Raw genomic sequence first — 24,956 nt, 5'->3', positions numbered from 1 at the left:
GGGCAGTACCAACCGCTCTTCCGCCCCGCACCCCAGCCCGGTGCGTTCGTCCCTCCGGTGACGCGGGCCCCGTCAGGGCCCCTCCTCTCCGGCATCTCGCTCGACGGAAGAGCACATCTCTCGCCGGCTGTCTGTAGCGAACGCCGTCACCGCGACCCCTCGGTGCCGCCCGCTTTGTGGACGACGTACCACCACGTCCCCATTCCGGGCTGCGCCATGCTCGCCGGCGGCCTCTCCGTGAAGAGGAGTATGCCCATGTCGATGATCCGCGACCTGCGTGCCGCCGTCCGCCCCTCCCTGCGGCACCCCCTGCGCAAGCCCAGCACCGCCTCCCCGTACGCCAACTACGACGCCACCCGCGACCCCACGGCCGCCACCGCCGTCGTCGACTGCGCCGTCTACCGCGACGGGCGCCGGGTGGACGACAGCGCCTGCCTGACCCCGCGCGGCGCGATGCGCCAGGTCCGGGACGGCGGCGGCTTCGCCTGGATCGGGCTGCACGAGCCGACCGAGGCCGAATTCGCGGGCATCGCCGCCGAGTTCGGGCTGCACCCGCTCGCCGTCGAGGACGCCGTCCACGCCCACCAGCGGCCCAAGCTGGAGCGGTACGACGACACCCTCTTCACCGTCTTCAAGACCATCCACTACGTCGAGCACGCCGAACTCACCGCGACCAGCGAGGTCGTCGAGTCCGGCGAGCTGATGTGCTTCACCGGCCCCGACTTCGTCATCACCGTCCGGCACGGCGGCCAGGGCTCGCTGCGCAACCTCCGCCACCGCCTCCAGGGCGAGCCGGAGCTGCTCGCCAAGGGCCCCTCGGCCGTGCTGCACGCCATCGCCGACCACGTCGTCGACGGCTACATCGCGGTCGCCGACGCCGTCGAACTCGACATCGACCAGATCGAGATCGACGTCTTCTCGCCGCCCGCCAAGGGCTCCACCCGAGGGACCGACACCGGCCGGATCTACCAGCTCAAGCGCGAGGTCCTGGAGTTCAAGCGGGCCGTCACGCCGCTGCTGCGCCCGATGCAGCTGCTGAGCGAGCGCCCGATGCGGCTGGTCGACCCCGACATCCAGAAGTACTTCCGGGACGTCGCCGACCACCTCGCCCGGGTCCAGGAGCAGGTCGTCGGCTTCGACGAGCTGCTCAACTCGATCCTCCAGGCCAACCTGGCGCAGGCGACCGTCGCCCAGAACGAGGACATGCGCAAGATCACCTCCTGGGCGGCGATCGTCGCCGTCCCGACGGCGGTCTGCGGCGTGTACGGCATGAACTTCGACCACATGCCGGAGCTGCACTGGAAGTACGGCTACCCGATGGTGCTCGTCGGCATCGCCGCCATCTGCTTCACCATCCACCGCACCCTCAAGCGCAACGGCTGGCTCTAGGGCCCGGCGCGCTCGATAGGCTGCTGGGCATGACAGACGCGCTGCTCCGGTCCGCCCTCGTCGAGGAGGCCACCAAGAAGTCCGGCCTCATCTGGGTACGGGGCGACGCCCCGGCCGCCCGCGCGCTCTGGCACGTCTGGCTCGACGGCGCCGCGCTCGTCGTCGGCGACGGCCCCGGCGAGCAGCCGCTGCCCGGCCTGACGGACGGCGGCACGGCCGAGGTCACCGTCCGCAGCAAGGACAAGGGCGGCCGGATCGTCGCCTGGACCGCCGCCGTCCGCGAGCTCGCCCCGCGCGGCGAGGAGTGGGAGACCTCGGTCGCCGAGCTCAAGGGCAAGCGGCTCAACGCGCGCGACGGCGAGGCGATGCCCGAGCGCTGGGCGCGCGAGTGCCGGGTGGTGCGCCTGGAGCCCCGCTCCTCGACCACCGAGCTGCCGGACGGCGCGCTGGCCGCCGTACCCCTGCCGTCCCCGGCGCTCACCCGCCACCCGGTCCCGGCCGCCCTGCCGAAGCTGCTCCTGAAGCGCCGCGGGCGCGAGGGCTGAGCTACGTGCGCGGCAGCTGCTTGCCGTAGTCCAGGGTCTGGCTCTGCGAGGGCGCGGTGAGCGGGAAGTCCTTGTCCCACTCGGAGAGCATCACCACACCGGCGCCGCCGCCGCGCGCGAAGCGCAGCGGGAACGGGGTGCCCTCCAGGGACACGTCGAGCGTGCCGCCCTCGGCGTTCTCGCCGCCCTTGACGCCGACCGTGCGAAGGCCGCCGATCTTGTCCCGGTCGCCCTTCACGACCTCCCCGTGCAGCCCGATCAGCCCGTCGAGCAGCAGGTCCATGTCGGTGAAGCCGCGCAACTGCTTGTACGCCGGGTCGTCCTGCGGCACCTTCACGTACATGTCGTCGAGCTTGTCGGCCGCCTCGGAGCCGGCGTCCGAGGGCGCCTCGGTGGAGGCGTCCTCGTGCGCCCAGAAGCCGGCGTCGGCCTTCATGTAGAGGGCGTCGCCGACCCGCAGCAGCTCGAAGGTGCTGCTCTTCGTCGTCACGGAGCCGCTGGCGCCGTCCTGCTTGAGCCGCATGTTCAGCTTGTACGTGCCGCCCTTGCTGACCAGGGTGCCCGCGAGGCGCACCGCCTTGGCGCCGTCGGCGGCCGACCTGGCCTTCTCCTCGATGGCGGTCGCGGACAGCCTGCCGACGCCGTTGGTGCCCTCGTCCGGGTCGGCGGCGCAGGCGGCCAGCGGGGCCGCGAGGCCCGCGCAGAGCGCCAGCGGCAGGGCGGCCCTGCGGATCCGCGAGAACGGGCGGGAAGCGGTCACCGGGGCTGCCTCTCGGGTCGGTGGGGGGTACGGGCGCCTGGGCACCGGGTGCCGGTGGGGGACGGCAGTCCGCAGCGTACCCGGGCCGGGCGGCGGGCCAGCGGGCAGCCGGACGGGCGCTCCCCCGCAGCGGCCCGCGACGGCACCGGCTAGCCTGAACCAGGCAAAGCTGGAAATGACCCGAATCGTGCGGCACCCAGGAGGCGCGTGGCATGGCGGCAGGCGCCCCCCGGATCTTCGTCTCGCACCTCGCCGGCGTCCCCGTCTTCGACCCCGTGGGCGACCAGGTCGGCCGGGTCAGCGACCTGGTCGCGATGCTGCGGGTGGGCCGGCGCCCGCCGAGGCTGCTCGGCATGGTCGTGGAGGTGCTGTCCCGGCGCCGGGTGTTCGTGCCGATGACCCGGATCACCGGGGTCGAATCCGGCCAGGTGATCACGACCGGCGTCGTCAACATGCGCCGCTTCGAACAGCGCCCGACCGAGCGGCTGGTCCTCGGCGAACTGCTGGACCGGCGGGTGCGGCTGGTCGGTCCCGGCGGCGAGGAGGGCGAGGAGGTCACCGTCCTCGACGTGGCCATCCAGCAGCTGCCGGCCCGCCGCGACTGGGAGATCGACAAGGTCTTCGTGCGGCGCGGCAAGGGCGGGGCGCTGCGCCGCAAGGGCGAGACGCTGACGGTGGAGTGGTCCGCGGTGACCGGCTTCTCGCTGGAGGAGCACGGGCAGGGCGCCGAGAACCTGGTGGCGACCTTCGAGAAGCTGCGCCCCGCCGACCTCGCCAACGCGCTGCACCATCTGACGCCGAAGCGCCGCGCGGAGGTCGCCGCGGCCCTCGACGACGACCGGCTCGCCGACGTCCTGGAGGAGCTGCCGGAGGACGACCAGATCGAGATCCTCGGCAAGCTGAAGGAGGAGCGGGCCGCCGACGTCCTGGAGGCGATGGACCCGGACGACGCGGCCGACCTGCTCTCGGAGCTGCCGGAGGAGGACAAGGAGCGGCTGCTGACGCTGATGCAGCCGGACGACGCGGCGGACGTGCGCCGCCTCATGGCGTACGAGGAGCGGACCGCGGGCGGTCTGATGACGACGGAGCCGATCGTGCTGCGCCCGGACGCCACGGTCGCGGACGCGCTGGCCCGGGTGCGGCAGCAGGACCTGTCGCCGGCGCTGGCGGCGCAGGTGTACGTGTGCCGGCCGCCGGACGAGACGCCGACGGGCAAGTACCTGGGCACGGTGCACTTCCAGCGGCTGCTGCGGGACCCGCCGTTCACGCTGGTCAGCTCGCTGGTGGACAGTGATCTGCCGCCGCTCGGCCCGGACACCCCGCTGCCGGCCGTCACCAGCTATTTCGCCGCGTACAACCTGGTGGCGGCGGCGGTGGTGGACGAGAGCGGTTCGCTGCTCGGGGCGGTGACGGTCGACGACGTGCTCGACCACCTGCTGCCGGACGACTGGCGGGAGACCGAGTTCCACGAGGAGGGGCTGCACCGTGGCTGAGCGCACACAGGAGCGCGAGCGGGAGCGGGAGCGTCCGCTGCCCCGGATCCGGCTCGACCAGCCGAGGGTGCGGCGGCCCCGGTTCCTGCCCGAGTACGACCCGGAGGCCTTCGGGCGCCTGTCGGAGCGGATCGCGCGCTTCCTGGGGACGGGGCGGTTCATCGTCTGGATGACGGTGATCATCGTCGCCTGGGTGGTGTGGAACGTGTCGGTGCCCGAGCCGCTGCGCTTCGACACGTACCCGTTCATCTTCCTGACCCTGATGCTGTCGCTCCAGGCCTCGTACGCGGCGCCGCTGATCCTGCTCGCGCAGAACCGGCAGGACGACCGGGACCGGGTCAACCACGAACAGGACCGCAAGCAGAACGAGCGGTCGATCGCGGACACCGAGTACCTGACCCGGGAGATCGCGGCGCTGCGGATGGGCCTGGGCGAGGTGGCGACCCGCGACTGGATGCGTTCGGAGCTCCAGGACCTGCTCAAGGAGCTGGAGGAGCGGCGCGGCGAGCGCGACGGCCTCTTCCCGCCGGAGGGCGGGCGCGGGAGTGACGTACCCGACCGTTGACAGGTCTTTCATATGCCGGTGGTCGTCGCCGTACCATCTCCCTATGGCTACGGAAGACGCGGTGCGCGAGGCACTGGCGACGGTGAACGACCCCGAGATCAACAAACCGATCACCGAGCTCGGCATGGTGAAGTCGGTGGAGATCGGATCCGACGGCAGGGTCGCCGTCACGGTCTATCTCACGGTCTCCGGCTGCCCGATGCGCGACACCATCACCCAGCGCGTGACGGACGCCGTCTCCGGTGTCGAGGGCGTCTCGGGCGTCGACGTCACCCTGGACGTGATGAGCGACGAGCAGCGCAAGGAGCTGGCCACCGCGCTGCGCGGCACCACCGCCGAGCGCGAGGTCCCGTTCGCCAAGCCGGGCTCGCTGACCCGGGTGTACGCGGTCGCGTCCGGCAAGGGCGGCGTCGGCAAGTCCTCCGTGACGGTCAACCTGGCGGCGGCGATGGCGGCCGACGGGCTGAAGGTCGGTGTCGTGGACGCCGACATCTACGGCCACAGCGTGCCTCGGATGCTCGGCGCGGACGGGCTGCCGACCCAGGTCGAGAACATGATCATGCCGCCGTCGGCGCACGGCGTGAAGGTCATCTCGATCGGCATGTTCACCCCGGGCAACGCCCCGGTCGTGTGGCGCGGCCCGATGCTGCACCGCGCGCTCCAGCAGTTCCTCGCGGACGTGTACTGGGGCGACCTGGACGTCCTGCTGCTCGACCTGCCGCCGGGCACCGGCGACATCGCGATCTCCGTCGCGCAGCTGGTGCCGAACGCGGAGATCCTGGTCGTCACCACGCCGCAGCAGGCGGCGGCGGAGGTCGCCGAGCGGGCCGGTTCGATCGCGGTGCAGACCCACCAGAAGATCGTCGGCGTCGTGGAGAACATGGCGGGCCTGCCGTGTCCGCACTGCGACGAGATGGTCGACGTGTTCGGCACCGGCGGCGGCCAGAAGGTCGCCGACGGGCTGACCCAGACCACCGGCGCGACCGTCCCGGTGCTCGGCTCCATCCCGATCGACGTGCGGCTGCGCGAGGGCGGCGACGACGGCCGGCCGGTCGTGCTCTCCGACCCGGACTCCCCGGCGGGCGCGGCCCTGCGCGCCATCGCGGGCAAGCTGGGCGGGCGTCAGCGCGGCCTGTCGGGCATGAGCCTGGGGATCACCCCGCGCAACAAGTTCTGAGCCGCGTACGAGCGGAGGGCGCCCCGCGGGGCGCCCTTTCGCGTACCCGGCGGCGGGGCGCCGGTCAGGCGTAGAGGCCCAGGTCCTTCACGGCGGCGAAGCCGAGGCCGTACGCGCTCATCCCCCGCCCGTACGCGCCGACGTGCACGCCGGTCGCCGAGCCGGCCAGCACCCAGCCGAACTCGGACTCGCGGTAGTGGAAGGGCACCGGGACCCCGTCGACCGGCAGCGAGAGCGTCGACCAGGCCGGGCCCTCCAGGTCGTCGGCGAGCTCGAAGGCCGTCTCCGTCTGCTGGTCGAGCCAGTGGTCGCGGCGGATGTGGTCGAGGTTGGCGGGCCAGGTGTGGGCGAGCAGCCCCGAGCCGGCCAGCCAGGCGGCGGAGGAGACCGTGGTGGCCTCCAGGACGCCGGTGCCGTCGCCGGTGCGGCGCACCGGGTTCGCGGCGACGGTCACGACGACGGCGAAGCGCTCCTTCTCGGCGCCCGCGGCCTCGGTCTTTATGGTCGGCTCGTCGCCGTGGCCCATCGAGCCGTACTGGACGGTGCCGTCCGCCGCCGTACCGATCTGCATCAGCCGGCGCGGGCCGGTGAACGCCTCGTCGAGCCCGTACCAGGCGAAGGGCGCGCGCGGAAAGCCCTCGGCTTCCACCCGACTCGTCGTCTTCATCTCGGCCGCCTCCTCGTCACGCTTCAACAGAGGGAGGATAGCCACCGCGCCGCCACGGGACGGTGACGGGCCGTCGTCAGGTGGCGTCGGAGTCGTACGGCGGGCGCTCGCCGGCGGGCGGCTTGTCCTGCTTCTTGAGGAGGTCCGGCGTGCCGGCGGATCCGTTGACGGCCGTGGGCGTGGCGGGCGCGGTCTCGCGTCCGTGCACGGCGTCGGCGACCTCGTTCATCTCCTTCTTCAGGTCGAAGCTGGAGCGGAGCTCGTTGAGCTCCTTGAAGTCCTCGTTCTCCGCGAGCTGCTTGCGGATGAAGTTCTTCGGGTTGAGGTCCTCGAACTCGAAGTCCTTGAACTCGGGCCCGAGCTCGCTGCGGATGTCCGCCTTGGCGCTGTCCGAGAACTCCCGGATCTTGCGGATGAAGCGGGAGACGTCCTGGATCATCTTCGGCAGCTTGTCGGGGCCGAAGATGAGCACGGCGAGCACCACGAGCGTCACCAGCTCGAGCGCGCCTATGTCGCTGAACACTCTGTAGCTCCTTCACGCCGGTCCCGGGCCCGGTCCACGGTACTCGCCGACACTACCCGGCGGGTACCTCGAGGTGTCCTCCGCATGGCGTCTATGCGCCCGCGGAGGAGCCGAGCGTCAAGGTCTTTGTCTGCTCTTTGCCGTTGCGGGTCAGCGTGAGCTTCAGACGGTCGCCGGGACGGTGGGCGCGGATCTTCACGATGAGCTCCTCGCCGCTGTGCACGCGCTGCCCGTCGACCTTGGTGATGACGTCGCCGGGCTTGATCCCGGCGCGGGCGGCGGGGCCGTCGGGGGTGACGGACGAGGTGCCGTCCTTGCCCTTGGCGCCGACCCGGGCGCCGTCGCCCTCGTACTGCATGTCGAGGCTGACGCCGATGACCGGGTGGGTGGCCTTGCCGGTGTTGATGAGCTCCTCGGCGACCCGCTTGCCCTGGTTGACCGGGATGGCGAAGCCGAGGCCGATGGAGCCGGCCTGGCCGCCGCCGCTGTCGCCCGAGCCGCCGCTGGCGGCGCGGATGGCGCTGTTGATGCCGATGACCCGGCCCTTGGCGTCGAGCAGCGGGCCGCCGGAGTTGCCGGGGTTGATGGGGGCGTCGGTCTGGAGGGCGTCGACGTAGCTGATGTCGGTGCCGTCGCCCTTCTCGCCGCCCGCGGTGATCGGGCGCTCCTTGGCGCTGATGATGCCGGAGGTGACCGTGTTGGAGAGGTCGAAGGGGGCGCCGATGGCGACGACCGGGTCGCCGACGCGGACGGTGTCGGAGTTGCCCAGCGGCAGCGGCTTGAGCCCCGAGACGCCGGAGACCCGGATCACGGCCAGGTCGTAGCCGGTGTCGCGGCCGATGAGCTTGGCGCGGGCCGACTCGCCGTTGCTGAAGGTCACGGAGATCTCGCCGGAGGAGGCGGCGGCGTCGACGACGTGGTTGTTGGTGAGGATGTTGCCGCGGGTGTCGAGGACGAAGCCGGTGCCGGTGCCGGAGGAGCCGCCGCCGCTGACGTGGATGGTGACCACGCCGGGGAGCGCCCCGGCGGCGATCCCGGCGACGCTGTCGGGGGCGCGGCCCGAGGAGTCGGCGCCCGCCTGGGGCAGTTCGACGGTGGTGAGCCCGCCGTTGCGCTCGATGTACGCGCCGACGCCGCCGCCGATGACGCCGGTGACCAGCGCGAAGACGAGGGCGCCGGCGAGGGCGAGGCCGCGTCTCGGCTTCTTCGGCTTGGCCGGTACGAACGGGGCGACGACGGGCCCGGCGGCGAGCGGAGCGGTGGCCGCCCACGGGTCGTAGGCGGGCGCGACGGCGAGCGGCCGCTGCACGGGCGGCGCGGGCGCCCACGGGCCCGGCTCCCCGTAGGGCGGCGTCCGGTAGGGGTCCGGCGCGTGCAGGGCCGGCCGGCCGGGCGGCTGCGCCGACGGCTGGGGTACGGGGGCGGGCGCTGCTCCTGCGGGGGCCGGGGCGGCGGCCTCGGCCGGGGTCGGGGCCGGGACCGGGGCGGCGGCCGGGGCCGGGGCCTCGGCCGGGGCGGCGGCGTGCGGCTCGGGGGCGGCGTGCGGCTCGGCCGCGGTCCGCTCCGGGGCCGGGCCTGCGGCGGCGACGGGCTCGGCGGGCGACTGCGCCGGGGCGCCGTGCTCGGCGGCGGCGTGGTGCTGGGCGGCCGACGGCTCGGCGGCGGCGTGCGGCCGGGCCGCGTGCGGTTCCGCGGCGGCCGGCTCCGGGGCCGGGGCCGTGTCGGGCCGGCGGGGGTCGGTGGATTCGGGTGCCGGGGCCGGGCCCTGCTCCGGGACGGGGGGCCGCTCCGGGGGCGCGGCAGGCTCGGGCGCCTGGGCCGGGACGGCGGCCTGCGCCTGGGGCGAGCCGGGTTCCGGGGCCTGGGCCGGGACGGCGGCCGGGGCCGCGAGGGTGAAGTCCGCGTCCCCCGCCGCGTCCGGGGACGCGGCCGGGGGGTGTTCAGGCGGCGGGATGGGTGTCGTCGACGGACGGCTCCACCAGGTCGGCTTCCCGTTCTTCATGCTCTCCCCGCACCAGATGACCTGTCCGCGCCCACCGGTTAGCCGGGCGCGCCCCTGCCCCTGGATTCAACCAGGTCACCCGTCAGCGGGGGGAGGGGCTGGGGGCGGGACTGGCCGTGGGAGCCGATCCGGGTGCGTAGGAGAGCCGGAGCGCGGGGGCCGCCGGGCGTATGAACGGGGACAGTTCCAGGCGGGCCGGCAGCACGGTGGGGGCCGCCTCCTCCTGGGGCGCCTCGCGGCGGGAGCCCGAGGCGAAGGTCGCCGGGGCCCGCAGCGGGGTGACGTTGCTTCCGGTGCCCTGGCCGCGCGGGGTGTCGAGCGGCAGCGTGCCGCCGAGCGCGATCGCGGCGAAGGAGACCGCGCTGGCCGCCACGAAGGCGAACCGGCGGCCCCGCCCCGGGGCGCGCTCGCCGACCTCGTGGATCCGGAAGCCGGAGTACGGGGTGACCGGCGCGGCCGTCGCGAAGCCGTCGGACCGCAGCCCGCCGCCCCGCATCAGGTCGTCGAAAGGTCCCCCCTGGTCATCGGGTCCCCCCGGCAGCCCCTGGAGCCGCGCCAGCAGCCCTTCCGAGGGCGGCGGGGGCGCGCTGGCGGCGAAGACGCTCTTCAGGCTGCGCTGCGCGTCCGCCTCGGCCTTGCACTTGGGGCAGGTGGCCAGATGGGCGAGGACCCGCTCCCTGGCGTCGTGGCCGAGCTCGCCGTCGACGAGGGCGGCGAGCCGGTCTCCGAGGTGCTGGTCCGCGAGCTTCTGCCCGGCGAGGTGCCGCTCCGCCGGGGACGGTGACGGACGGGTGTCGCTCACGCCGATCCGCCCTCCCAGCCGACTGTGGCGAGCGCCCGCTCCGCGCGCGCTTCGGGCGAGCGGTGCTTGAGCGCCTTGCGCAGGTGGGAGCGTCCGCGGTGGATGCGGCTGCGGACGGTGCCGAGCTTCACGCCGAGGGTCGCGGCGATCTCCTCGTAGGAGAGGCCCTCGATGTCGCACAGGACGACGGCGGCGCGGAACTCGGGCGCCAGGGTGTCCAGGGCCTGCTGCACGTCGGCGTCGAAGTGGGTGTCGTTGAACGCCTGCTGCGGGGACGGCTCGCGGCTGGGCAGCCGCTCGGCGGCGTCGTCGGCGAGCGCGTCGAAGCGGATGCGCTGCTTGCGGCGGACCATGTCCAGGAACAGGTTGGTCGTGATGCGGTGCAGCCAGCCCTCGAAGGTGCCGGGCGTGTAGGACGACAGCGAGCGGAAGACCCGGACGAAGACCTCCTGGGTCAGGTCCTCGGCGTCGTGCTGGTTGCCCGTCAGGCGGTACGCGAGACGGTAGACGCGGCCGCTGTGCGTGCTGACGATCTCCTCCCAGCTGGGCGGAGTCCACGCCTGCGCTTCCGCATCCGATGCGAAGGTCGCGGTGGTGGGTGCGGAGTCGGCGGTGCGGGAACGGTCAGCGGTGTCGGTCACGGATTTCGGCTCACCCGCCGATCCGAGAAGGCGGCGCAGCCTCCCTCTCCGATCCACAGGCGCAGCCGCACCTCCCCTGTCGGCTCTGGTGGTGTCCAGTGGAGCCCCTACCATAACCACCTCGCCCGTTAGCTCCGGATAAGAATCTTTACGCGAATTTGGGACCGGCTCGTTCCGCCGTCCCCGCTCGCTTCCTGTCTGTAGGAACGCGCGGTCCCATCTGCGGGTTCCCGCGCGCAGCGGATACAGTCGACGCCTGCGTCAACTACGGGGACAGGCACGGGGACAGGAGAGGGCCATTACCGCCAACCGGCAGACGAACTGGGCGTTCGCCGACGCCTTTGTCGCCGAGGACGAAGCGCTGCGCTGGGCCCGTGAGCGGGCCCGGGAGGCAGGGTTTCCCTCGGTGTCGCCGGGCACCGGAGCGGCCCTGCGCCTGCTGGCCGCCACGGCGGACGCCAAGGCGGTGGCGGAGATCGGCACGGGCACCGGCGTGTCGGGGATCTATCTGCTGCTGGGGATGCGTCCGGACGGCGTGCTGACCACCGTGGACCTGGAGCCGGAGCGGCAGGCGCACGCGAAGGCGGCGTTCCGCGCGGCGGGTTTCGCGGGCAACCGGGCCCGTTTCATCCCGGGCCGCGCCCTGGACGTGCTGCCCCGGCTCGCGGACGGCGGGTACGACCTCGTGTTCTGCGACGGGGACCGCACGGAGTCCCTGGACTACCTCGCTGAATCGTTGCGCCTGCTGCGACCGGGGGGTCTGGTCTGCTTCGAGGGCGTCTTCGCGGACGGCCGCACGGTCGACTCGGCGGCCCAGCCCCCAGAGGTGCTGCGGATACGCGAGCTGCTGCGCACCGTGCGGGAGAGCCCGGCACTGCTGCCCACCCTGCTGCCGGTCGGCGACGGCCTGCTCTGCGCGGTCCGCCGCGGCGGCTAGGACCCGCCGGTCACACTCCCGCCCGCCCCTCCGGGCGCCCCGCGTCCGTGCCCGGACGCGCCGCTGCCCCGGCGCGGTGGGTACCGTACCGGGGCAGCGGAGGAAAATCCTTGGCAGGGGCGCGTCAGCCGACGACGTCCTTCAGCGCGTCTCCGAGCGCCTTCGCCTCGTCCGGGGTCAGCTCGACGACGAGCCGGCCGCCGCCTTCGAGCGGAACGCGCATGACGATGCCCCGCCCCTCCTTGGTCACCTCGAGCGGGCCGTCACCCGTCCGCGGCTTCATGGCCGCCATGCTCGTTCCCCTTCCTGAAACCAGCTCATCGTCAGCATCGAACACGATTGCTTCAGGGTCATTATCCCGCATCACAGGACCCGATGACCAACATCAGCTGGCATCGCTTCCGCAACGCGCTTTCACAAAACCGCACATTTCGCCGATCCACCTGCGATACTTCGCCGCCGCGGGTCCGGACCGGGGCGCCGATTCTTTGACGCAGGTCACATGCGCGGGTCCGGTGATCTCCGCCATGCTGGGCGGGTCAATCGACGCAATGAGGCGAAGGGACCCCCGCGATGGCCGACACGGTGCTGTACGAGGTGAGCGACGGGCTCGCCACCATCACCCTCAACCGCCCCGAGGCCATGAACGCGTTGAACGTGGCGGCGAAGGTCGCGCTGCGCGAGGCGGTGGAGACGGCCGCGGCGGACCCGGCGGTCCGGGCGGTGCTGCTGACCGCCGCCGGCGACCGGGCCTTCTGCGTGGGCCAGGACCTGAAGGAGCACGTCGGGCTGCTGCTCCAGGACCAGGAGTCCGGCACCCGGGAGACCATGAACACGGTCCGCGACCACTACAACCCGATCGTCCGGGCGCTCACCGGGATGGCGAAGCCGGTCGTCGCGGCCGTGAACGGCGTCGCGGCCGGCGCGGGCTTCGGCTTCGCGCTGGCGGCGGACTACCGGGTGGTCGCGGAGACGGCCGCCTTCAACACCTCCTTCGCCGGGGTCGCCCTGACCGCCGACTCGGGCATGTCCTGGACGCTCCCCCGTCTGATCGGCCACAGCCGGGCGGCCGACCTGCTGCTCTTCCCGCGCTCGATCGGCGCCCGGGAGGCGTACGAGCTGGGCATCGTGAACCGTCTGGTACCGGCCGGGGAGCTCGCTGAGGAGGCCGTGAAGGTCGCCCGCGCGCTGGCCGAGGGCCCGACCGTCGCCTACGCGGCGCTGAAGGAGTCCCTGGCGTACGGGGCGGACCACTCGCTCGCCGAGGCGCTGGAGAAGGAGGACGAGCTGCAGACCAGGGCGGGCGCCTCCGAGGACCACACGATCGCCGTGCGGGCCTTCATCGCGAAGGAGAAGCCCGCCTACCTCGGCCGCTGAGCCGTCGGCGCGCGGCGCGGGCCGCTCAGCGCCCGGCGCCGCGCGCCACGCACCCGGCGACGTGGTCGTCGACCAGGCCGCAGGCCTGCATCAGCGCGTACGCCGTGGTGGGGCCGATGAAGCGCAGGCCGCGCTTCTTCAGCGCCTTGGACAGGGCCGTGGACTCGTCGGTCACGGCGGGCACGTCGCCGGTGCCGGCCGGGGCGGGGCGGGTCGCCGGATCCGGCGCGTACGACCAGATCAGCTCGTCCAGCTCGCCGGGGGCCCAGGTCACCAGCGCCTTGGCGTTCGCGATCGTGGCGTCGACCTTGGCCCGGTTGCGGATGATCCCCTCATCCGCGAGCAGCCGCTCCCGGTCCGCGTCGGTGAAGCGGGCCACCTCGGAGATCCGGAAGCCCGCGAACGCCGCACGGAAGCCCTCGCGGCGGCGCAGGATCGTGATCCAGGAGAGCCCGGACTGGAAGGCCTCCAGGCACAGGCGCTCGAACAGGGCGTCGTCGCCGTGGACCGGGCGGCCCCACTCCTCGTCGTGGTAGGCCAGGTAGTCCTCGGTGGACAGGCCCCACGGGCAGCGCGGGCGCCCGTCGGGGCCCGGGACCGCCCCTCCGCCGCTCACGCGCCGTCCCGCTCGCCGCGCTCGTCGCGCCCGGCGGCGTCGTCGGGCCCGGCCCCGGCCAGGGCGCTCTCCAGCTCCGCGATCCGGGCGTCCCGCTCGGCGAGCTCGGCGCCGAGGCGGCCGAGGACGTCGTCCACGTCCGCCATCCGGTACCCCCGGACGGCGACGGGCAGGCGCAGCGCCTCGACGTCGGCCTGGCCGACCGGGCGGGTCTCGGGCAGCGGGTCCACCAGCTGCTCGGGGGCCGCCTCGGGCAGCACCTCGCTGTCGCCGCCGCCGACCACCGCCAGGGTGACCGCCGCGACGACCACGACCATCGTGATCAGCAGAAACCAGAACACCAGCGCGCGCCTCTCCCCGTCCGTGGAAAACGTCCGGTGCCGATCGTGCCATGCGGCACCGACAGTTAGGGTCGCAGACGATGCGGCGACCGGTCGCAAAGGGAGGACATAAAGGGATGCTGCGCTTGGGACCGCGGGAATTCGGGCCGCACGAGCCGGTGATCATGGCGATCGTGAACCGGACCCCGGACTCCTTCTACGACCAGGGGGCGACCTTCACCGACGAGCCCGCCCTCGCCCGGGTGGAGCGCGCCGTCGCCGAGGGCGCCGCGATCATCGACATCGGCGGGGTGAAGGCGGGCCCCGGCGAGGAGGTCACGGCCGAGGAGGAGGCGCGGCGCACGGTCGGCTTCGTGGCCGAGGTGCGCCGCCGCCACCCGTCCGTGGTGATCAGCGTGGACACCTGGCGGGCGGAGGTCGGCGAGGCGGTGTGCGAGGCCGGCGCGGACGTGCTGAACGACGCGTGGGGCGGCTTCGACCCGCGGCTCGCGGAGGTCGCCGCGAAGTACGGCGCGGGGCTGGTCTGCACCCACGCGGGCGGCGTGGAGCCTCGGACCCGGCCGCACCGCACGGAGTACGCGGACGTCATGGCCGACATCCTGGAGGTGACGGTCGGGCTGGCCGAGCGGGCGCTGGCGCTGGGCGTGCGGCGCGACGGGATCATGATCGACCCGGGCCACGACTTCGGGAAGAACACCCGGCACAGCCTGGAGGCGACCCGGCGGCTCGGCGAGATGGCGGCGACGGGCTGGCCGGTGCTGGTGTCGCTGTCCAACAAGGACTTCGTGGGCGAGACCCTGGACCGGCCGGTGAAGGAACGGGTCCTCGGGACGCTGGCGACGACCGCGGTCTCGGCGTGGCTCGGGGCGCGGGTGTACCGGGTGCACGAGGTGGCCGAGACGAAGCAGGTCCTGGACATGGTGGCGTCCATCGCCGGGCACCGGGCGCCCGCGGTCGCGCGGCGCGGGCTGGCGTAGGACGGGCGGGCGTACGGCGGGCGGCGGGCGGCGGGCCGGCGCGAGAGGGGCGGGCGGGCCCCCGGCCGGGGGCCCGCCCGCTCCGGCCCGGGGCGCTAGCGGCCCGTCTCCTTCGTCACCAGCGCGACCGCCTCGTCCACGTCGTCCGTGACGTGGAAGAGCAGCAGGTCGTGCTCGGACGCCTTGCCGCCGGCGACGACCGAGTCGCGCAGCCAGTCGACCAGGCCCTTCCAGTACTCCGTGCCGAAGAGCACGATCGGGAAGCGGGTGACCTTGCGGGTCTGGACCAGGGTCAGCGCCTCGAAGAGCTCGTCGAGGGTGCCCAGGCCGCCCGGCAGGACGACGAAGCCCTGCGCGTACTTCACGAACATCGTCTTGCGGACGAAGAAGTAGCGGAAGTTCACACCGATGTCGACGTGCGGGTTGAGCCCCTGCTCGAAGGGGAGCTCGATGCCGAGGCCGACGGAGACGCCCTTGGCCTCGCGGGCGCCCTTGTTGGCCGCCTCCATGGCGCCGGGGCCGCCGCCCGTGATGACCGCGAAGCCCGCCTCGACGAGCGCGCGCCCGATCCGTACCCCGGCCTCGTACTCGGGCGAGTCGGGCCTGGTGCGGGCCGAACCGAAGACGCTGATGGCGCTCGGCAGTTCGGCGAGGGCGCCGAAGCCCTCGACGAACTCGGACTGGATGCGCATGACCCGCCAGGGGTCGGTGTGCACCCACTCCGAGTCGCCCTCGGTGTCGAGCAGGCGCTGGTCCGTGGTGCCGGGCTGGATCTGGTCCCGGCGCCTGAGCACCGGTCCCAGCCTCTGCTCCTCCGGCTTCTTCGGCTCCTCGGGGACACCCATGGCCTGCTCCTTTCACCGTTCCACTGATCTTCCGGTCCGGTCAGGGTAGGTCCACAGAGATGACGAAAAGCGAAATTCCGGGAATCAGTCGGTCAGCCAGTCGCGGAGCCTTGCCTCACAGTGGTGGATCTTCTCCACGTGCACGTGCTCGTCCCGCTTGTGCGCGTAGATGGGGTCACCGGGCCCGTAGTTGACGGCGGGGACGCCCAGCGCGCTGAAGCGGGCGACGTCGGTCCAGCCGAACTTGGGGTGGGCGCTGCCGCCGACCGCCTTCATGAAGGCCGCGGCGGCGGGGTGGGAGAGGCCGGGCAGCGCGCCGCCGCTCTCGTCGTCGATCTCGAACTCGACGACGCCGCAGTCCGCGAAGACCTCGCGGACGTGGGCCACGGCCTGCTCCGGGGAGAGGTCGGGGGCGTAGCGGTAGTTGACGGTGACCACGCAGACGTCGGGGATGACGTTGGTGGCGACGCCGCCCTCGATGCCGACGGCGTTGAGGCCCTCGTGGAACTCCAGGCCGTCGATGACCGGCCGGCGCGGCTCGTACGCGGCGAGGCGGGCGAGGATGGGGGCGGCGGCGTGGATGGCGTTGGAGCCCATCCAGGAGCGCGCGGAGTGCGCCCGCTCGCCCGCCGTGTGCAGCTTGACCCGCAGGGTCCCCTGGCAGCCGCCCTCGACCTCGCCGAAGGAGGGCTCCAGGAGGACGGCGAAGTCGCCCGCGAGCCAGTCCGGGTGGGCGTCGGCGATCTTGCCGAGGCCGTTGAGGTGCGCGGCGACCTCCTCGTTGTCGTAGAAGACGAAGGTGAGGTCGCGGTTGGGCGCGGGCACGGTGGCGGCGATCCGCAGCTGCACGGCGACGCCCGACTTCATGTCGGAGGTGCCGCAGCCCCACAGGATGCCGTCCTCGTCGAGCCGGGAGGGCACGTTGTCGGCGATGGGCACGGTGTCGATGTGCCCGGCGAGGACGACCCGCTCCCCTCGGCCGAGGTCGGTGCGGGCGACGACGTTGTTGCCGTAGCGGTCGACGGTCAGGTGCGGGAGTCCGCGCAGGGCGGCCTCGATCGCGTCGGCGAGCGGCTTCTCCGTGCCGCTGACGGACGGGAAGTCGACGAGGGCGGCGGTCAGCGCGGCGCCGTCGAGCGCGAGGTCCAGCGGGGTCTCTCCAGAAGCGGTGTCAGCCATGTGCCGACCCTAACGCGGCTCCAGTACGGTGGGGCGGGTGTACGAGCCCACCCGTCCCCCCAGCCCCAGGCGTCGCGGCCGTCCCGCACGGTTCGCCGCCGCGTTCGCCGTGCTCCTCGGTCTGGTCGCGTACGTGACCGTGCACTACGTCACGGGGAGCAAGGGCGTGCCACGGTGCAGCATCGGGAGCGGGACGAACCGGTACGAGTTCACCCCGGAGCAGGCGTCCAACGCGGCGACGATCGCGGCCGTGGGCACCAGCCGGGGGATGCCGGAGCGGGCGGTGACGATCGCGCTGGCGACGGCGCTCCAGGAGTCGGGGCTCTACAACATCGAGCACGGCGACCGGGATTCGCTCGGCCTGTTCCAGCAGCGCCCCTCGCAGGGCTGGGGGACGCCGGAGCAGGTCCAGGACCCGGTGTACTCGGCGGGGAAGTTCTACGAGGGCCTGGCGAAGGTCCCGGGCTACTCGCGGCTGCCGCTGACCGTGGCGGCGCAGAAGGTGCAGCGCAGCGGTTTCCCGCAGGCGTACGCGAAGCACGAGCCGGACGCGGCGCTGCTGTCGGCGGCGCTGACCGGCCGGACGCCGGCGGCGCTGGCGTGCACGGCGGACGTGTCGGAGGGCCGGCCGGGCGATCCCGCGCGGGTGCGCGCCGAGGTGGTGCGGGTGTTCGGCGAGTCGACGGCGCCTCGGCGGGAGTCGCCGGACGCGAAGGGCGCGAGCGGCACGGGCACCGCCTCGGACGGGGCCGTCGAGCTCGCGCTGCCGGTGCGCGAGACCACGGGGACGCGGGAGCGGCGCGGCTGGGAGCTGGCGCAGTGGGCGGTGGCGCGCGCGGACGAGCTGCGGGTCGCCGAGGTGGTGTACGGGTCCCGGGTCTGGCGCGCGGACGACTCCTCGGGCGGCTGGGAGCGGGCGCGGGACGCGGGCGCGGCGGAGACCGACGGCACCTGGGTCCGGATCAGACTCGCGCGCTGAGACGCCCGGTCGCGCGCCGGGCCTGACGGGCGGCCGCGCCGACCGTCGTACGCCCGGTCGTGCGACCTGTCGTACGCCCGGTCGTGCGGACCGTCGTACGCCCGGCCGGACGGGCGGTGGTGCGGGCAGTCGTACGGGCCATCCCCCGCACGTGTCATCCGGCGCGCGCGGCGGCGAGCGCTCCGGGCAGCTTTCCCGCGTCGTGTCATGTCACCGCAATCCCCTTGCGCCGCAAGGGAAGTGACGGTTCAGCGGCGGGCGGCGCATTGACGCGTTCGTCCGCTTTCCTCCCCACCCGACAATACGACGCATTACCCAGTCTTTACCTTCGGCGTCCGCAACCTCCCCCCGCCCACGGCCGGTTGTCACTGCGTCCAACCGCAAAGCCCCCTCCGCTGAAGGAGCACCATGTCCCTCCCCCTGACCCGTCGGATCGCCCGCGCCGCCCTGCTCGTCGCGGCCGGAGCAGCCCCGGTGGTGGTCGGTGCGGCCGGCTCCGCGAGCGCCGTGGACCAGTCCCTCGCCCCGACCGGCGCCCTGTCGGGTCTGACCCAGCTCGACGGCGCCACCACCGGCGCCACCCTCGACACCGCCTCCCGGACCACCACCGAGGTCGTCGGCGAGACCGGCGGCAAGGCCGTCGGCACGGCCGTCCCGGCCGCCGGCAAGACCGTGGGTACCGCGGGCCGCACGGCCACCCCGGCGGTCCAGCAGGTCGCGGGCGAGGCCGCGGGCAGCGCGGGCGAGGTCGTCGGCGAGACCGCGGGCTCCGCCGCCGAGAGCGCCTCGAACGCCCCGGCCGGCGGCACGCTGGGCGGCCTGCCCACCAAGGGCGTGCCCGCGCCGACCCTGCCGCTGGGCGGCGGGCTGCCGATCGGCGGCTGACCTCCGCCGCACGCACGCGGGGGCCCGGGGAGCACCGCCCCCGGGCCCTCACCCGTGTCCGCGCCCCGGCCGAGGCGCCGTGGCCGAGCCGCCTCAGCCGAGGCGCTTGACCGCGGCCTCGACCCGCTCGTCGGTCGCCGTGAAGGCCACCCGCACGAAGCGCTCGCCCGCCTCGCCGTAGAAGTCGCCCGGGGCCACCAGGATCCCCTTCTCCGCCAGGTAGGCCACCGTGTCCCAGCAGGGCTCGTCACGGGTCGCCCACAGGTACAGGCTGGCCTCGCTGTGCTCGATCCGGAAGCCGTGCGCCTCCAGGGCCCCGCGCAGGGCGGCCCGGCGGGCCGCGTACCGCGCGCGCTGCTCGGCCACGTGCGCGTCGTCGCCGAGCGCCGCGACCGTGGCCGCCTGGACCGGGGCGGCGGTCATCATGCCGCCGTGCTTGCGGATCAGCAGCAGCTCGCCCAGGACGGCCGCGTCGCCCGCGATGAACGCGGCCCGGTAGCCGGCCAGGTTGGAGCGCTTGGAGAGCGAGTGGACCGCGACGATCCCCTCGTACGAGCCGCCGCAGACGTCCGGGTGCAGCACCGAGACCGGGTCGGCCTCCCAGCCCAGCTCCAGGTAGCACTCGTCGGAGAAGACGAGGACGCCGTGCTCGCGCGCCCAGGCCACGATCCGCCGCAGCTCGTCCTTGCCCAGGACCTCGCCGGTCGGGTTGGACGGGGAGTTGAGCCACAGCAGCTTCAGGCCGGCCGGGTCGAGCTCCGTCGGGTCGTCGTACACCACGGGCTCCGCGCCGCACAGCCGCGCGCCGACCTCGTAGGTCGGGTAGGCCAGCCTCGGGTAGGCGACCCGGTCGCCCGCGCCGAGGCCGAGCTGGGTCGGCAGCCAGGCGACGAGCTCCTTGGAGCCGACCACCGGCAGCACGTTCCCGTGGGCGAAGCCGGTGGCGCCCAGGCGCCGCTCGCACCAGCCGGTGAGCGCGTCCCGCAGCTCCTTCGTGCCCCACACCGTGGGATAGCCCGGCGAGTCCGCCGCCGCCACGAGGGCCTCCTGGACCAGCGCGGGCACCGGGTCGACCGGGGTGCCCACGGACAGGTCCACGATGCCGTCCGGGTGGGCCGTCGCCGTCTTCTTGTACGGCTCCAGCTTGTCCCAGGGGAAGACGGGCAGGCGCGAAGAGACTGCGCTCACGGGTTGGCTCACTTCCTCGTTACGTACGCGGGGGAACGCGTCGGTCCCGCACGGCGGACGAAGCCGTACGGGACCGAGGGCGGTTGATCAGCCGTTCTGCGGCGGCAGGGCGGCGATGAAGGGGTGGTCCCGCTCGATCAGGCCCAGCTTGGAGGCACCACCGGGCGAACCGAGCTCGTCGAAGAACTCGACGTTCGCCTTGTAGTAGTCCTTCCACTCGTCCGGGGTGTCGTCCTCGTAGAAGATCGCCTCGACCGGGCAGACCGGCTCACAGGCCCCGCAGTCGACGCATTCGTCCGGGTGGATGTACAAGGACCGCTGGCCCTCGTAGATGCAGTCGACGGGGCACTCCTCGATGCACGCCTTGTCCTTCACGTCGACACAAGGCTGCGCGATGACGTAGGTCACGCTGTCGTTCCTCCTCGATAGGGCTGGTCTGCGCGGGAGCGCGGCGTCGTCGATGCCCGCCCCTAGTATCTCCGTTCTCGGGGGCGATCCGAACAGGAGGGGCCAAGAAGCTGTGGAAATCGCCGGTGGAGCACGTCTCGAAGTCCGAATTACCGGCTCTGACGTGGGGAAACGGGTCTCTGTTCGGTACGTGACGGACTCGGGTGCGCCGGGTGAGAGGTTCACCGACGCGGTCGGTGTTCTCACATCGTGGGAATCCGGTGTGCTGCTGATCACACGCAGGAGCGGCGAGACCGTCCGGATCGCGGAATCCGCCCTCGTCGCGGGCAAGACGGTGCCCGCCGCCCCGGCCCGGCGGCGCGGCCCCGCCGCGACCTTCGAGGAGCTCTCCCGCGCCACCGCCCGCGCCTGGCCGCCGGTGGAGAGCGAGGCGCTCGGGGAGTGGACCCTGCGGGCCTCCGGCGGATTCACCCGGCGGGCCAACTCCGCGCTCCCGCTGGGCGATCCCGGACTGCCCCTGGACGCCGCCCTCGGCCGCGTACGGGACTGGTACGCGGCCCGGGAGCTGCCCGCCTACCTGCAGACCGCCACGGGCGCCGAGGGGACCCAGGAGCTGCTCTGCGCCGAACTGGAGCGCCGGGACTGGCGCCGCGAGGTCTCCGCCGAGGTGCGGATCGGCTCGCTCGCGGCGGTCGGCGACCTCGGCGCGGACACCGGACCCGTCCGGCTGGCGCGCTCCTTCGACGAGGACTGGCTGCGCCGCTACCAGCGCTCCGGCGAGCCCGGACCGCAGGTCCTGAAGGTGCTCGGCGGCGGCCCGAGCGTGTGGTTCGCCTCCGTGCCGGGCACGGGGGACATACCGGCGGCGATCGGCCGCTGCGTGGTCGACGGGCGCTGGGCCGGCTTCATGGCGGTCGAGGTCGACCCGGAGTGGCGCCGCCGCGGCCTCGCCACGGCCGTCATGACGGCGCTCGCCCGCCGCGCCCTCGACGAGGGCGCCTCGGCCGCCTGGCTCCAGGTGGAGGCGGACAACGACGGCGCCAGGGCGCTGTACGAGGGGATGGGCTTCGCGGTCCACCACCACTACCACCACTACCGATGGACGGGCGCATGACCGACTGGCGGCGGGAGTTCGCGGAGGAGGCCCGGGCCGAGCGGCCCGACCTCGCCCGCCTCTGCCTGCTGGTCGGCGCGGTGGCCGATCCCTCGGTCGGCCAGGCCGGCCTGGACGCGGCCGAGATCGAACTGGACCGGCTCGCCGGGCTCGTGCCGTACGGGACGCGGGGCGCCGACGCGTGGGTGGCGGCGCTCTCGGAGCTGCTCGGCCGCCGCGAGGGCTTCCAGGGCGTGCCCGCCGACTACCAGCGGCTGGAGTCCTCCCTGCTGCACGAGGTGCTGCGGCGGCGGCGCGGGCTGCCGATCCTGCTGTCGGTGGTGTGGATGGAGGTGGCCCGCCGGGCCGGGGCGCGCGTCTACGGGCTCGGGCTGCCCGGCCACTTCGTCGTCGGCTTCGGCGACCCGGAGGAGCTGCGGCTGGCCGACCCCTTCGCCGGCGGCCGGGCGATGACCGGGACGGACGCCGAGCTGCTGGTCGCGAGGGCCACCGGGGAGGCGCTGGACCCCTCGATGCTGCGGCCCGCCTCGCCGGCCGCGATCGTGCTGCGGATCCTGAACAACATCCGCGCCTGGGCCGCCGGCCGCCCCGAGCGCTCGGACGTCGCGCTGTGGGCGGTGGACCTCTCCCTGATCCTGCCCTCGCACCCGGCCAGGCTGCGCTACGAGCGCGCGCAGCTGCTGGTGCAGCGCGGCGACTTCCTCACCGGGGCGGCGGAGATGGAGGCGTACGCGACCGTCATGGACGCGGTGGAGCCGAGTGCCGCCGAGGCGATCCGGCAGCGCGCGAAGGCGGCCCGGGCGCGGCTCAACTGAGGCGGGGAGGTGCCGGTGGCGGCGCGGCGCCGGGTACCGCGCGGTCGCGGGCCGGAGCGGGCCGGCAGCCGGGCCGAGGGCCTGCGGCCCGCCTAGGCGGGCGGGACCCGGGAGATCCGGGTGCCTGGCCGCGGGCCGGGAAGGCGCGGTACGGGGGCGCGTGCTAGGGGGTGTCTGACCATTCGCGCCGGATCAGGCCGGGTCGTCCGGTGCGTGCGCTCGGCGCCCGGCCGGGACGCCCTCGTAGCGGAGCTACTTGGGCGTCCCGGCCGGGCGGGCCGGACCCGGCGGGAATTGTCAGACACCCCTAGCCCCTCCCCCGTACCGGCGGCCTCCTTCGGCGGGGCTCAGCCCTCGCCGTCGAGGGCGATCGTCTTCGTGCGCTCGGCCGTGCCCTTGCCGCGCAGCGCCTCGCCCATCACGAAGGCCACGTCGTCGGCGGAGACCTGGTGTTTGGTGCCGTCACCCTTGGTGATCATGATCCCGTCGAAGACGCCGTCGAGGAGCTCCTCGATCGCCTTCTTGTCGTAGACCTCGACGAGCTTCCCGTCGACGGCCTTCATCGACAGGATCTTCGGCAGCGAGCGGGCCGGACCGAAGTCGATCTTCTTCCCGCCCGCCTTGATCGTGATCAGGCCGGACATCGCGGGCTCGGCGAAGTCCTTCATCGCCCGGTCGAGCTCCGCCTTGCTGACGGTGGGCTGCCTGGTGACGACCGGGAGGGCCACGGTCTTCGCCGCGCCCGTCTCGACCTGGGCGCGGTACGCGTCGCGGACGGCGACCATCGAGCGCCGCACGTCCAGGCCCTTGCCCGGCTTGCCCTCGACGGCGGTGACCTTGCCGGGCGAGAACACGATGGTGCCGTCGGTGGCGGAGCCGGAGCTGCCGGCCAGGTCGGTGAGGGCGACGCCCAGCTTCTCCTCGTCGACCGGGAAGACGGGCTTGGCGACCCGCTCACCACCGAAGAGGGAGCCGATGACCGACACCGGGTTGTAGTCGCTGCCCGCGGCGCCGCGCACGGTCGCCTGGGTGTCCAGGGCGAGGCCCGCCTTGTCGGGGGCCAGCTCGGTCTTCCGGCCGCCGACGTCGAGCTGGATGGCGGCGTGGGCGCGCTTGCCGAGGGCCGCCTCCAGCTTGCCGACGGCCTCCTCCTTGGTGCCGCCGCCGATGTCCACGCCGAGCACGGTGGTGCCCTTGGGGACGTCGGAGTGGTTCATCAGGAGTCCAGCGCCGTACGCGATGCCGACCAGGCCGACGACGCCGACACCGGCGAGGACCAGCTTGGAGCGGCCCTTCTTGGCGGGCGCGGGGGCCGGGGCGGGGGCGGACCGGCGGGGGGCCGGTGCCGCCGGGGCGGGCGCGGACTCGTCGTACCGCTCGCCGGCGAAGGGCGCGTCCTGGCGGGCGCCGCTGTTCAGCGTGGCGCCCGAGACGTGCCCGCCGTCCTGCGGGCCGCCGAGGGGGGCGGGGCTCTGCGGGGTCAGCACCGCGGTGTCGTCGGACATGCGCAGCCCGCCTGTCATCCCGGGCAGTCCGGCGCCGCCCGGGGCTCCGGGGACGCCCGGGGCGCCGTAGGGCGCGGTGCCGGGGTGCGGGTGGCCGGGGCCGGCGACCGCGCTGGTGCCGGTGACCCCGGTGGTCGGGCCGCTGGGCGGGGTGACCGCGGGGGTGCCGCCCGCGGGGGTGTGCCCGGGGCCGGCGTCGTAGAGCGGGGTGCCGCCCGCCGGGGTCCCGTCGTAGAGCGGGGTGCCACCGGCGGGGGTCCCGTCGTAGCGCGGCGTGCCGCCCGCCGGGGTCCCGTCGTACAGGGGCGTGCCCCCGGACGGGGTCCCGTCGTACAGCGGCGTGCCGCCCGGCGGGGTGTGGCCCGGGGTGCCGGGGGCCGGCTGGTGGGCCGGGCCGGAGTCGTACAGGGGGTTGCCCGCGCCCGGGTCGAAGACCGGGGTGCCGCCCGCGGGCGTGTGGCCGGGGCCGCCGCTCAGGGGCGTGACGATCGCCATGCTCTGGGTGGTGCTCGCGGGCACGCCGTCGGCGGCGGCGCCGCCGGCGAAACCGGGCGCGGCCGGCGCGGCGGGCCCGACCTGGGCCTGCGGCGGGGCAGCGGCGGCGGGCTTCGGGGCCGGCGGGGCGGCGGACGGCTTGCGCGGCGCGAACCAGTCGCTGGTGGGCTTCTCCTCCGCCCGGGGCGGCTCGGTCTGGGCGACCGGCTCCGGCTCCGGCTCGGGCGGGAGCACCGGCTCCGGCTCGGGCTCGGCGGCCGGGGCCTGGGCGGCCTCGGGGGCGGCCTCGGCGACGGTCTTGCGGACGACCACGGGCGGGATCGGACGCGAACCCGGGATGTTGATCCGGATACGGGTCGTCAGCGTGGTCTCGGTCTTGGGCTCCTCGGGCGGTGCGGAGGCCGCCGGGGCCTCCTCCCTCGCCTCCTGGCCCGGGCGGAGCCCGTACGGAGGGGTGCCCGAGGGGTACGCGGCCCCGCCGCGCGCCTGGGCGCCGGAGGACGAACTGTCAGTCTCTCGACCAGTTTCACGACTCAAAGCAGGATCTCCCGGTTGGCTCCGCCGCCCGCTCTGGCTGACGCTCAAGGTGATCGGGGCGGTCGACGGCGCGCACCACCATACTGGCCGCCGCCGCCCAGTACCCGACCCGACGTGGATCGGCCAGGGCCGATCCGGCCGAAGTCAGGCCGTACCGGCGGACGTCCGGCCTGGTGGGCGGCGTGCGGCCGGAT

26 protein-coding genes are annotated in these 24,956 nt (G+C 74.0%); 12 read left to right on the top strand and 14 right to left on the bottom strand.

Annotated elements, in window-relative coordinates:
- Positions 1-255: 255 nt before the first annotated feature.
- Complete coding sequence (locus tag ACZ6J5_RS27290) at positions 256-1,389, top strand: magnesium and cobalt transport protein CorA (RefSeq protein WP_469395840.1); 1,134 nt, start codon at positions 256-258, stop codon at positions 1,387-1,389.
- 29 nt (positions 1,390-1,418) lie between these two features.
- On the top strand, positions 1,419-1,934 hold the full coding sequence (locus tag ACZ6J5_RS27285) for a hypothetical protein (protein WP_469395839.1): 516 nt from the start codon (positions 1,419-1,421) through the stop codon (positions 1,932-1,934).
- 1 nt (position 1,935) lies between these two features.
- Here ACZ6J5_RS27285 and ACZ6J5_RS27280 read toward each other — a convergent pair whose 3' ends face one another.
- Positions 1,936-2,694 (bottom strand): hypothetical protein, encoded by a 759-nt coding sequence (locus tag ACZ6J5_RS27280; protein WP_469395837.1) that lies wholly within the window; start codon positions 2,692-2,694, stop codon positions 1,936-1,938.
- 212 nt (positions 2,695-2,906) lie between these two features.
- Between ACZ6J5_RS27280 and ACZ6J5_RS27275 the strand changes: the two genes are divergently transcribed.
- Genes ACZ6J5_RS27275 through ACZ6J5_RS27265 form a run of 3 tightly spaced genes read left to right on the top strand, consistent with a single transcriptional unit; the run spans position 2,907 to position 5,929 of the window.
- Positions 2,907-4,187, top strand: a complete 1,281-nt coding sequence (locus ACZ6J5_RS27275; protein WP_469395835.1) for a magnesium transporter MgtE N-terminal domain-containing protein — start codon at positions 2,907-2,909, stop codon at positions 4,185-4,187.
- Complete coding sequence (locus ACZ6J5_RS27270) at positions 4,180-4,752, top strand: DUF1003 domain-containing protein (protein WP_469395833.1); 573 nt, start codon at positions 4,180-4,182, stop codon at positions 4,750-4,752. The genes ACZ6J5_RS27275 and ACZ6J5_RS27270 overlap by 8 nt, the downstream gene beginning before the upstream one ends.
- Before the next feature lie 43 nt (positions 4,753-4,795).
- Positions 4,796-5,929 carry an Mrp/NBP35 family ATP-binding protein gene (locus ACZ6J5_RS27265; RefSeq protein ID WP_469395831.1) on the top strand — a complete coding sequence of 378 codons (1,134 nt, stop codon included), beginning with the start codon at positions 4,796-4,798 and terminating at the stop codon, positions 5,927-5,929.
- 64 nt (positions 5,930-5,993) lie between these two features.
- Here ACZ6J5_RS27265 and ACZ6J5_RS27260 read toward each other — a convergent pair whose 3' ends face one another.
- The 5 genes from ACZ6J5_RS27260 to sigE all read right to left on the bottom strand — a co-directional run bounded on the left by ACZ6J5_RS27260 (position 5,994) and on the right by sigE (position 10,678).
- A complete protein-coding gene (locus ACZ6J5_RS27260) occupies positions 5,994-6,596 on the bottom strand; it encodes a hypothetical protein (protein ID WP_469396078.1) in 603 nt (200 codons plus the stop codon).
- 76 nt (positions 6,597-6,672) lie between these two features.
- Complete coding sequence (locus ACZ6J5_RS27255) at positions 6,673-7,119, bottom strand: sec-independent translocase (RefSeq protein ID WP_469395829.1); 447 nt, start codon at positions 7,117-7,119, stop codon at positions 6,673-6,675.
- A gap of 91 nt (positions 7,120-7,210) precedes the next feature.
- Positions 7,211-9,121, bottom strand: coding sequence for a S1C family serine protease (locus ACZ6J5_RS27250; RefSeq protein ID WP_469395828.1), 1,911 nt, complete (start codon positions 9,119-9,121; stop codon positions 7,211-7,213).
- Positions 9,122-9,203: 82 nt separating this feature from the next.
- Complete coding sequence (locus tag ACZ6J5_RS27245) at positions 9,204-9,923, bottom strand: anti-sigma factor family protein (protein ID WP_469395826.1); 720 nt, start codon at positions 9,921-9,923, stop codon at positions 9,204-9,206.
- Positions 9,920-10,678 (bottom strand): RNA polymerase sigma factor SigE, encoded by a 759-nt coding sequence (gene sigE / locus ACZ6J5_RS27240; protein WP_362474447.1) that lies wholly within the window; start codon positions 10,676-10,678, stop codon positions 9,920-9,922. Before sigE ends, ACZ6J5_RS27245 begins: the two co-directional genes overlap by 4 nt.
- Positions 10,679-10,820: 142 nt before the next feature.
- On the opposite strand from sigE, the gene ACZ6J5_RS27235 reads away from it, so the two are divergent.
- Positions 10,821-11,501, top strand: coding sequence for an O-methyltransferase (locus tag ACZ6J5_RS27235; RefSeq protein WP_469396076.1), 681 nt, complete (start codon positions 10,821-10,823; stop codon positions 11,499-11,501).
- Between the two features lie 124 nt (positions 11,502-11,625).
- Here the strand turns inward: ACZ6J5_RS27235 and ACZ6J5_RS27230 are convergent, their stop codons facing one another.
- On the bottom strand, positions 11,626-11,793 hold the full coding sequence (locus tag ACZ6J5_RS27230) for a DUF3117 domain-containing protein (RefSeq protein ID WP_205628308.1): 168 nt from the start codon (positions 11,791-11,793) through the stop codon (positions 11,626-11,628).
- A gap of 281 nt (positions 11,794-12,074) precedes the next feature.
- On the opposite strand from ACZ6J5_RS27230, the gene chcB reads away from it, so the two are divergent.
- Positions 12,075-12,878, top strand: coding sequence for a 2-cyclohexenylcarbonyl CoA isomerase (gene chcB, locus ACZ6J5_RS27225; RefSeq protein WP_469395823.1), 804 nt, complete (start codon positions 12,075-12,077; stop codon positions 12,876-12,878).
- 25 nt (positions 12,879-12,903) lie between these two features.
- Here the strand turns inward: chcB and ACZ6J5_RS27220 are convergent, their stop codons facing one another.
- Positions 12,904-13,494: a DNA-3-methyladenine glycosylase I gene (locus ACZ6J5_RS27220; RefSeq protein ID WP_469395821.1), complete on the bottom strand. Its 591-nt coding sequence runs from the start codon at positions 13,492-13,494 to the stop codon at positions 12,904-12,906.
- Complete coding sequence (locus ACZ6J5_RS27215; RefSeq protein ID WP_469395819.1) at positions 13,491-13,835, bottom strand: DivIVA domain-containing protein; 345 nt, start codon at positions 13,833-13,835, stop codon at positions 13,491-13,493. Before ACZ6J5_RS27215 ends, ACZ6J5_RS27220 begins: the two co-directional genes overlap by 4 nt.
- 116 nt (positions 13,836-13,951) lie before the next feature.
- Here ACZ6J5_RS27215 and folP point away from each other — a divergent pair, with 116 nt between their 5' ends.
- Entirely contained in the window at positions 13,952-14,812 is an 861-nt protein-coding gene (gene folP / locus ACZ6J5_RS27210; RefSeq protein WP_469395817.1) for a dihydropteroate synthase, read from the top strand.
- Between the two features lie 95 nt (positions 14,813-14,907).
- Here folP and ACZ6J5_RS27205 read toward each other — a convergent pair whose 3' ends face one another.
- Positions 14,908-15,657: an LOG family protein gene (locus tag ACZ6J5_RS27205; protein ID WP_469395815.1), complete on the bottom strand. Its 750-nt coding sequence runs from the start codon at positions 15,655-15,657 to the stop codon at positions 14,908-14,910.
- Between the two features lie 84 nt (positions 15,658-15,741).
- Positions 15,742-16,836: a succinyl-diaminopimelate desuccinylase gene (dapE, locus tag ACZ6J5_RS27200; RefSeq protein WP_469395814.1), complete on the bottom strand. Its 1,095-nt coding sequence runs from the start codon at positions 16,834-16,836 to the stop codon at positions 15,742-15,744.
- Positions 16,837-16,864: 28 nt separating this feature from the next.
- Here dapE and ACZ6J5_RS27195 point away from each other — a divergent pair, with 28 nt between their 5' ends.
- Positions 16,865-17,815: a VldE C-terminal domain-containing protein gene (locus tag ACZ6J5_RS27195; protein WP_469395812.1), complete on the top strand. Its 951-nt coding sequence runs from the start codon at positions 16,865-16,867 to the stop codon at positions 17,813-17,815.
- A 408-nt stretch (positions 17,816-18,223) separates the two neighbouring features.
- Positions 18,224-18,700 (top strand): ATP-binding protein, encoded by a 477-nt coding sequence (locus ACZ6J5_RS27190; protein WP_469395810.1) that lies wholly within the window; start codon positions 18,224-18,226, stop codon positions 18,698-18,700.
- A 93-nt stretch (positions 18,701-18,793) separates the two neighbouring features.
- On the opposite strand, the gene ACZ6J5_RS27185 is transcribed toward ACZ6J5_RS27190, so the two are convergent.
- On the bottom strand, positions 18,794-19,888 hold the full coding sequence (locus tag ACZ6J5_RS27185) for a bifunctional succinyldiaminopimelate transaminase/glutamate-prephenate aminotransferase (protein WP_469395808.1): 1,095 nt from the start codon (positions 19,886-19,888) through the stop codon (positions 18,794-18,796).
- An 87-nt stretch (positions 19,889-19,975) separates the two neighbouring features.
- Positions 19,976-20,296: a ferredoxin gene (fdxA, locus tag ACZ6J5_RS27180; RefSeq protein WP_046911647.1), complete on the bottom strand. Its 321-nt coding sequence runs from the start codon at positions 20,294-20,296 to the stop codon at positions 19,976-19,978.
- 112 nt (positions 20,297-20,408) lie between these two features.
- On the opposite strand from fdxA, the gene ACZ6J5_RS27175 reads away from it, so the two are divergent.
- The gene (locus tag ACZ6J5_RS27175; RefSeq protein ID WP_469395805.1) at positions 20,409-21,410 is read left to right on the top strand and encodes a GNAT family N-acetyltransferase; all 1,002 of its coding nucleotides are present in this window, start codon (positions 20,409-20,411) and stop codon (positions 21,408-21,410) included.
- Positions 21,407-22,225 carry a transglutaminase family protein gene (locus tag ACZ6J5_RS27170; RefSeq protein WP_469395803.1) on the top strand — a complete coding sequence of 273 codons (819 nt, stop codon included), beginning with the start codon at positions 21,407-21,409 and terminating at the stop codon, positions 22,223-22,225. The genes ACZ6J5_RS27175 and ACZ6J5_RS27170 overlap by 4 nt, the downstream gene beginning before the upstream one ends.
- 347 nt (positions 22,226-22,572) lie before the next feature.
- Here the strand turns inward: ACZ6J5_RS27170 and ACZ6J5_RS27165 are convergent, their stop codons facing one another.
- The gene (locus tag ACZ6J5_RS27165; RefSeq protein WP_469395801.1) at positions 22,573-24,762 is read right to left on the bottom strand and encodes a peptidoglycan binding domain-containing protein; all 2,190 of its coding nucleotides are present in this window, start codon (positions 24,760-24,762) and stop codon (positions 22,573-22,575) included.
- Between the last annotated feature and the right edge of the window lie 194 nt (positions 24,763-24,956).

It is taken from the genome of Streptomyces sp. NPDC042100, assembly GCF_055582325.1.
This window is presented reverse-complemented; position numbering and strand designations above follow the sequence as displayed.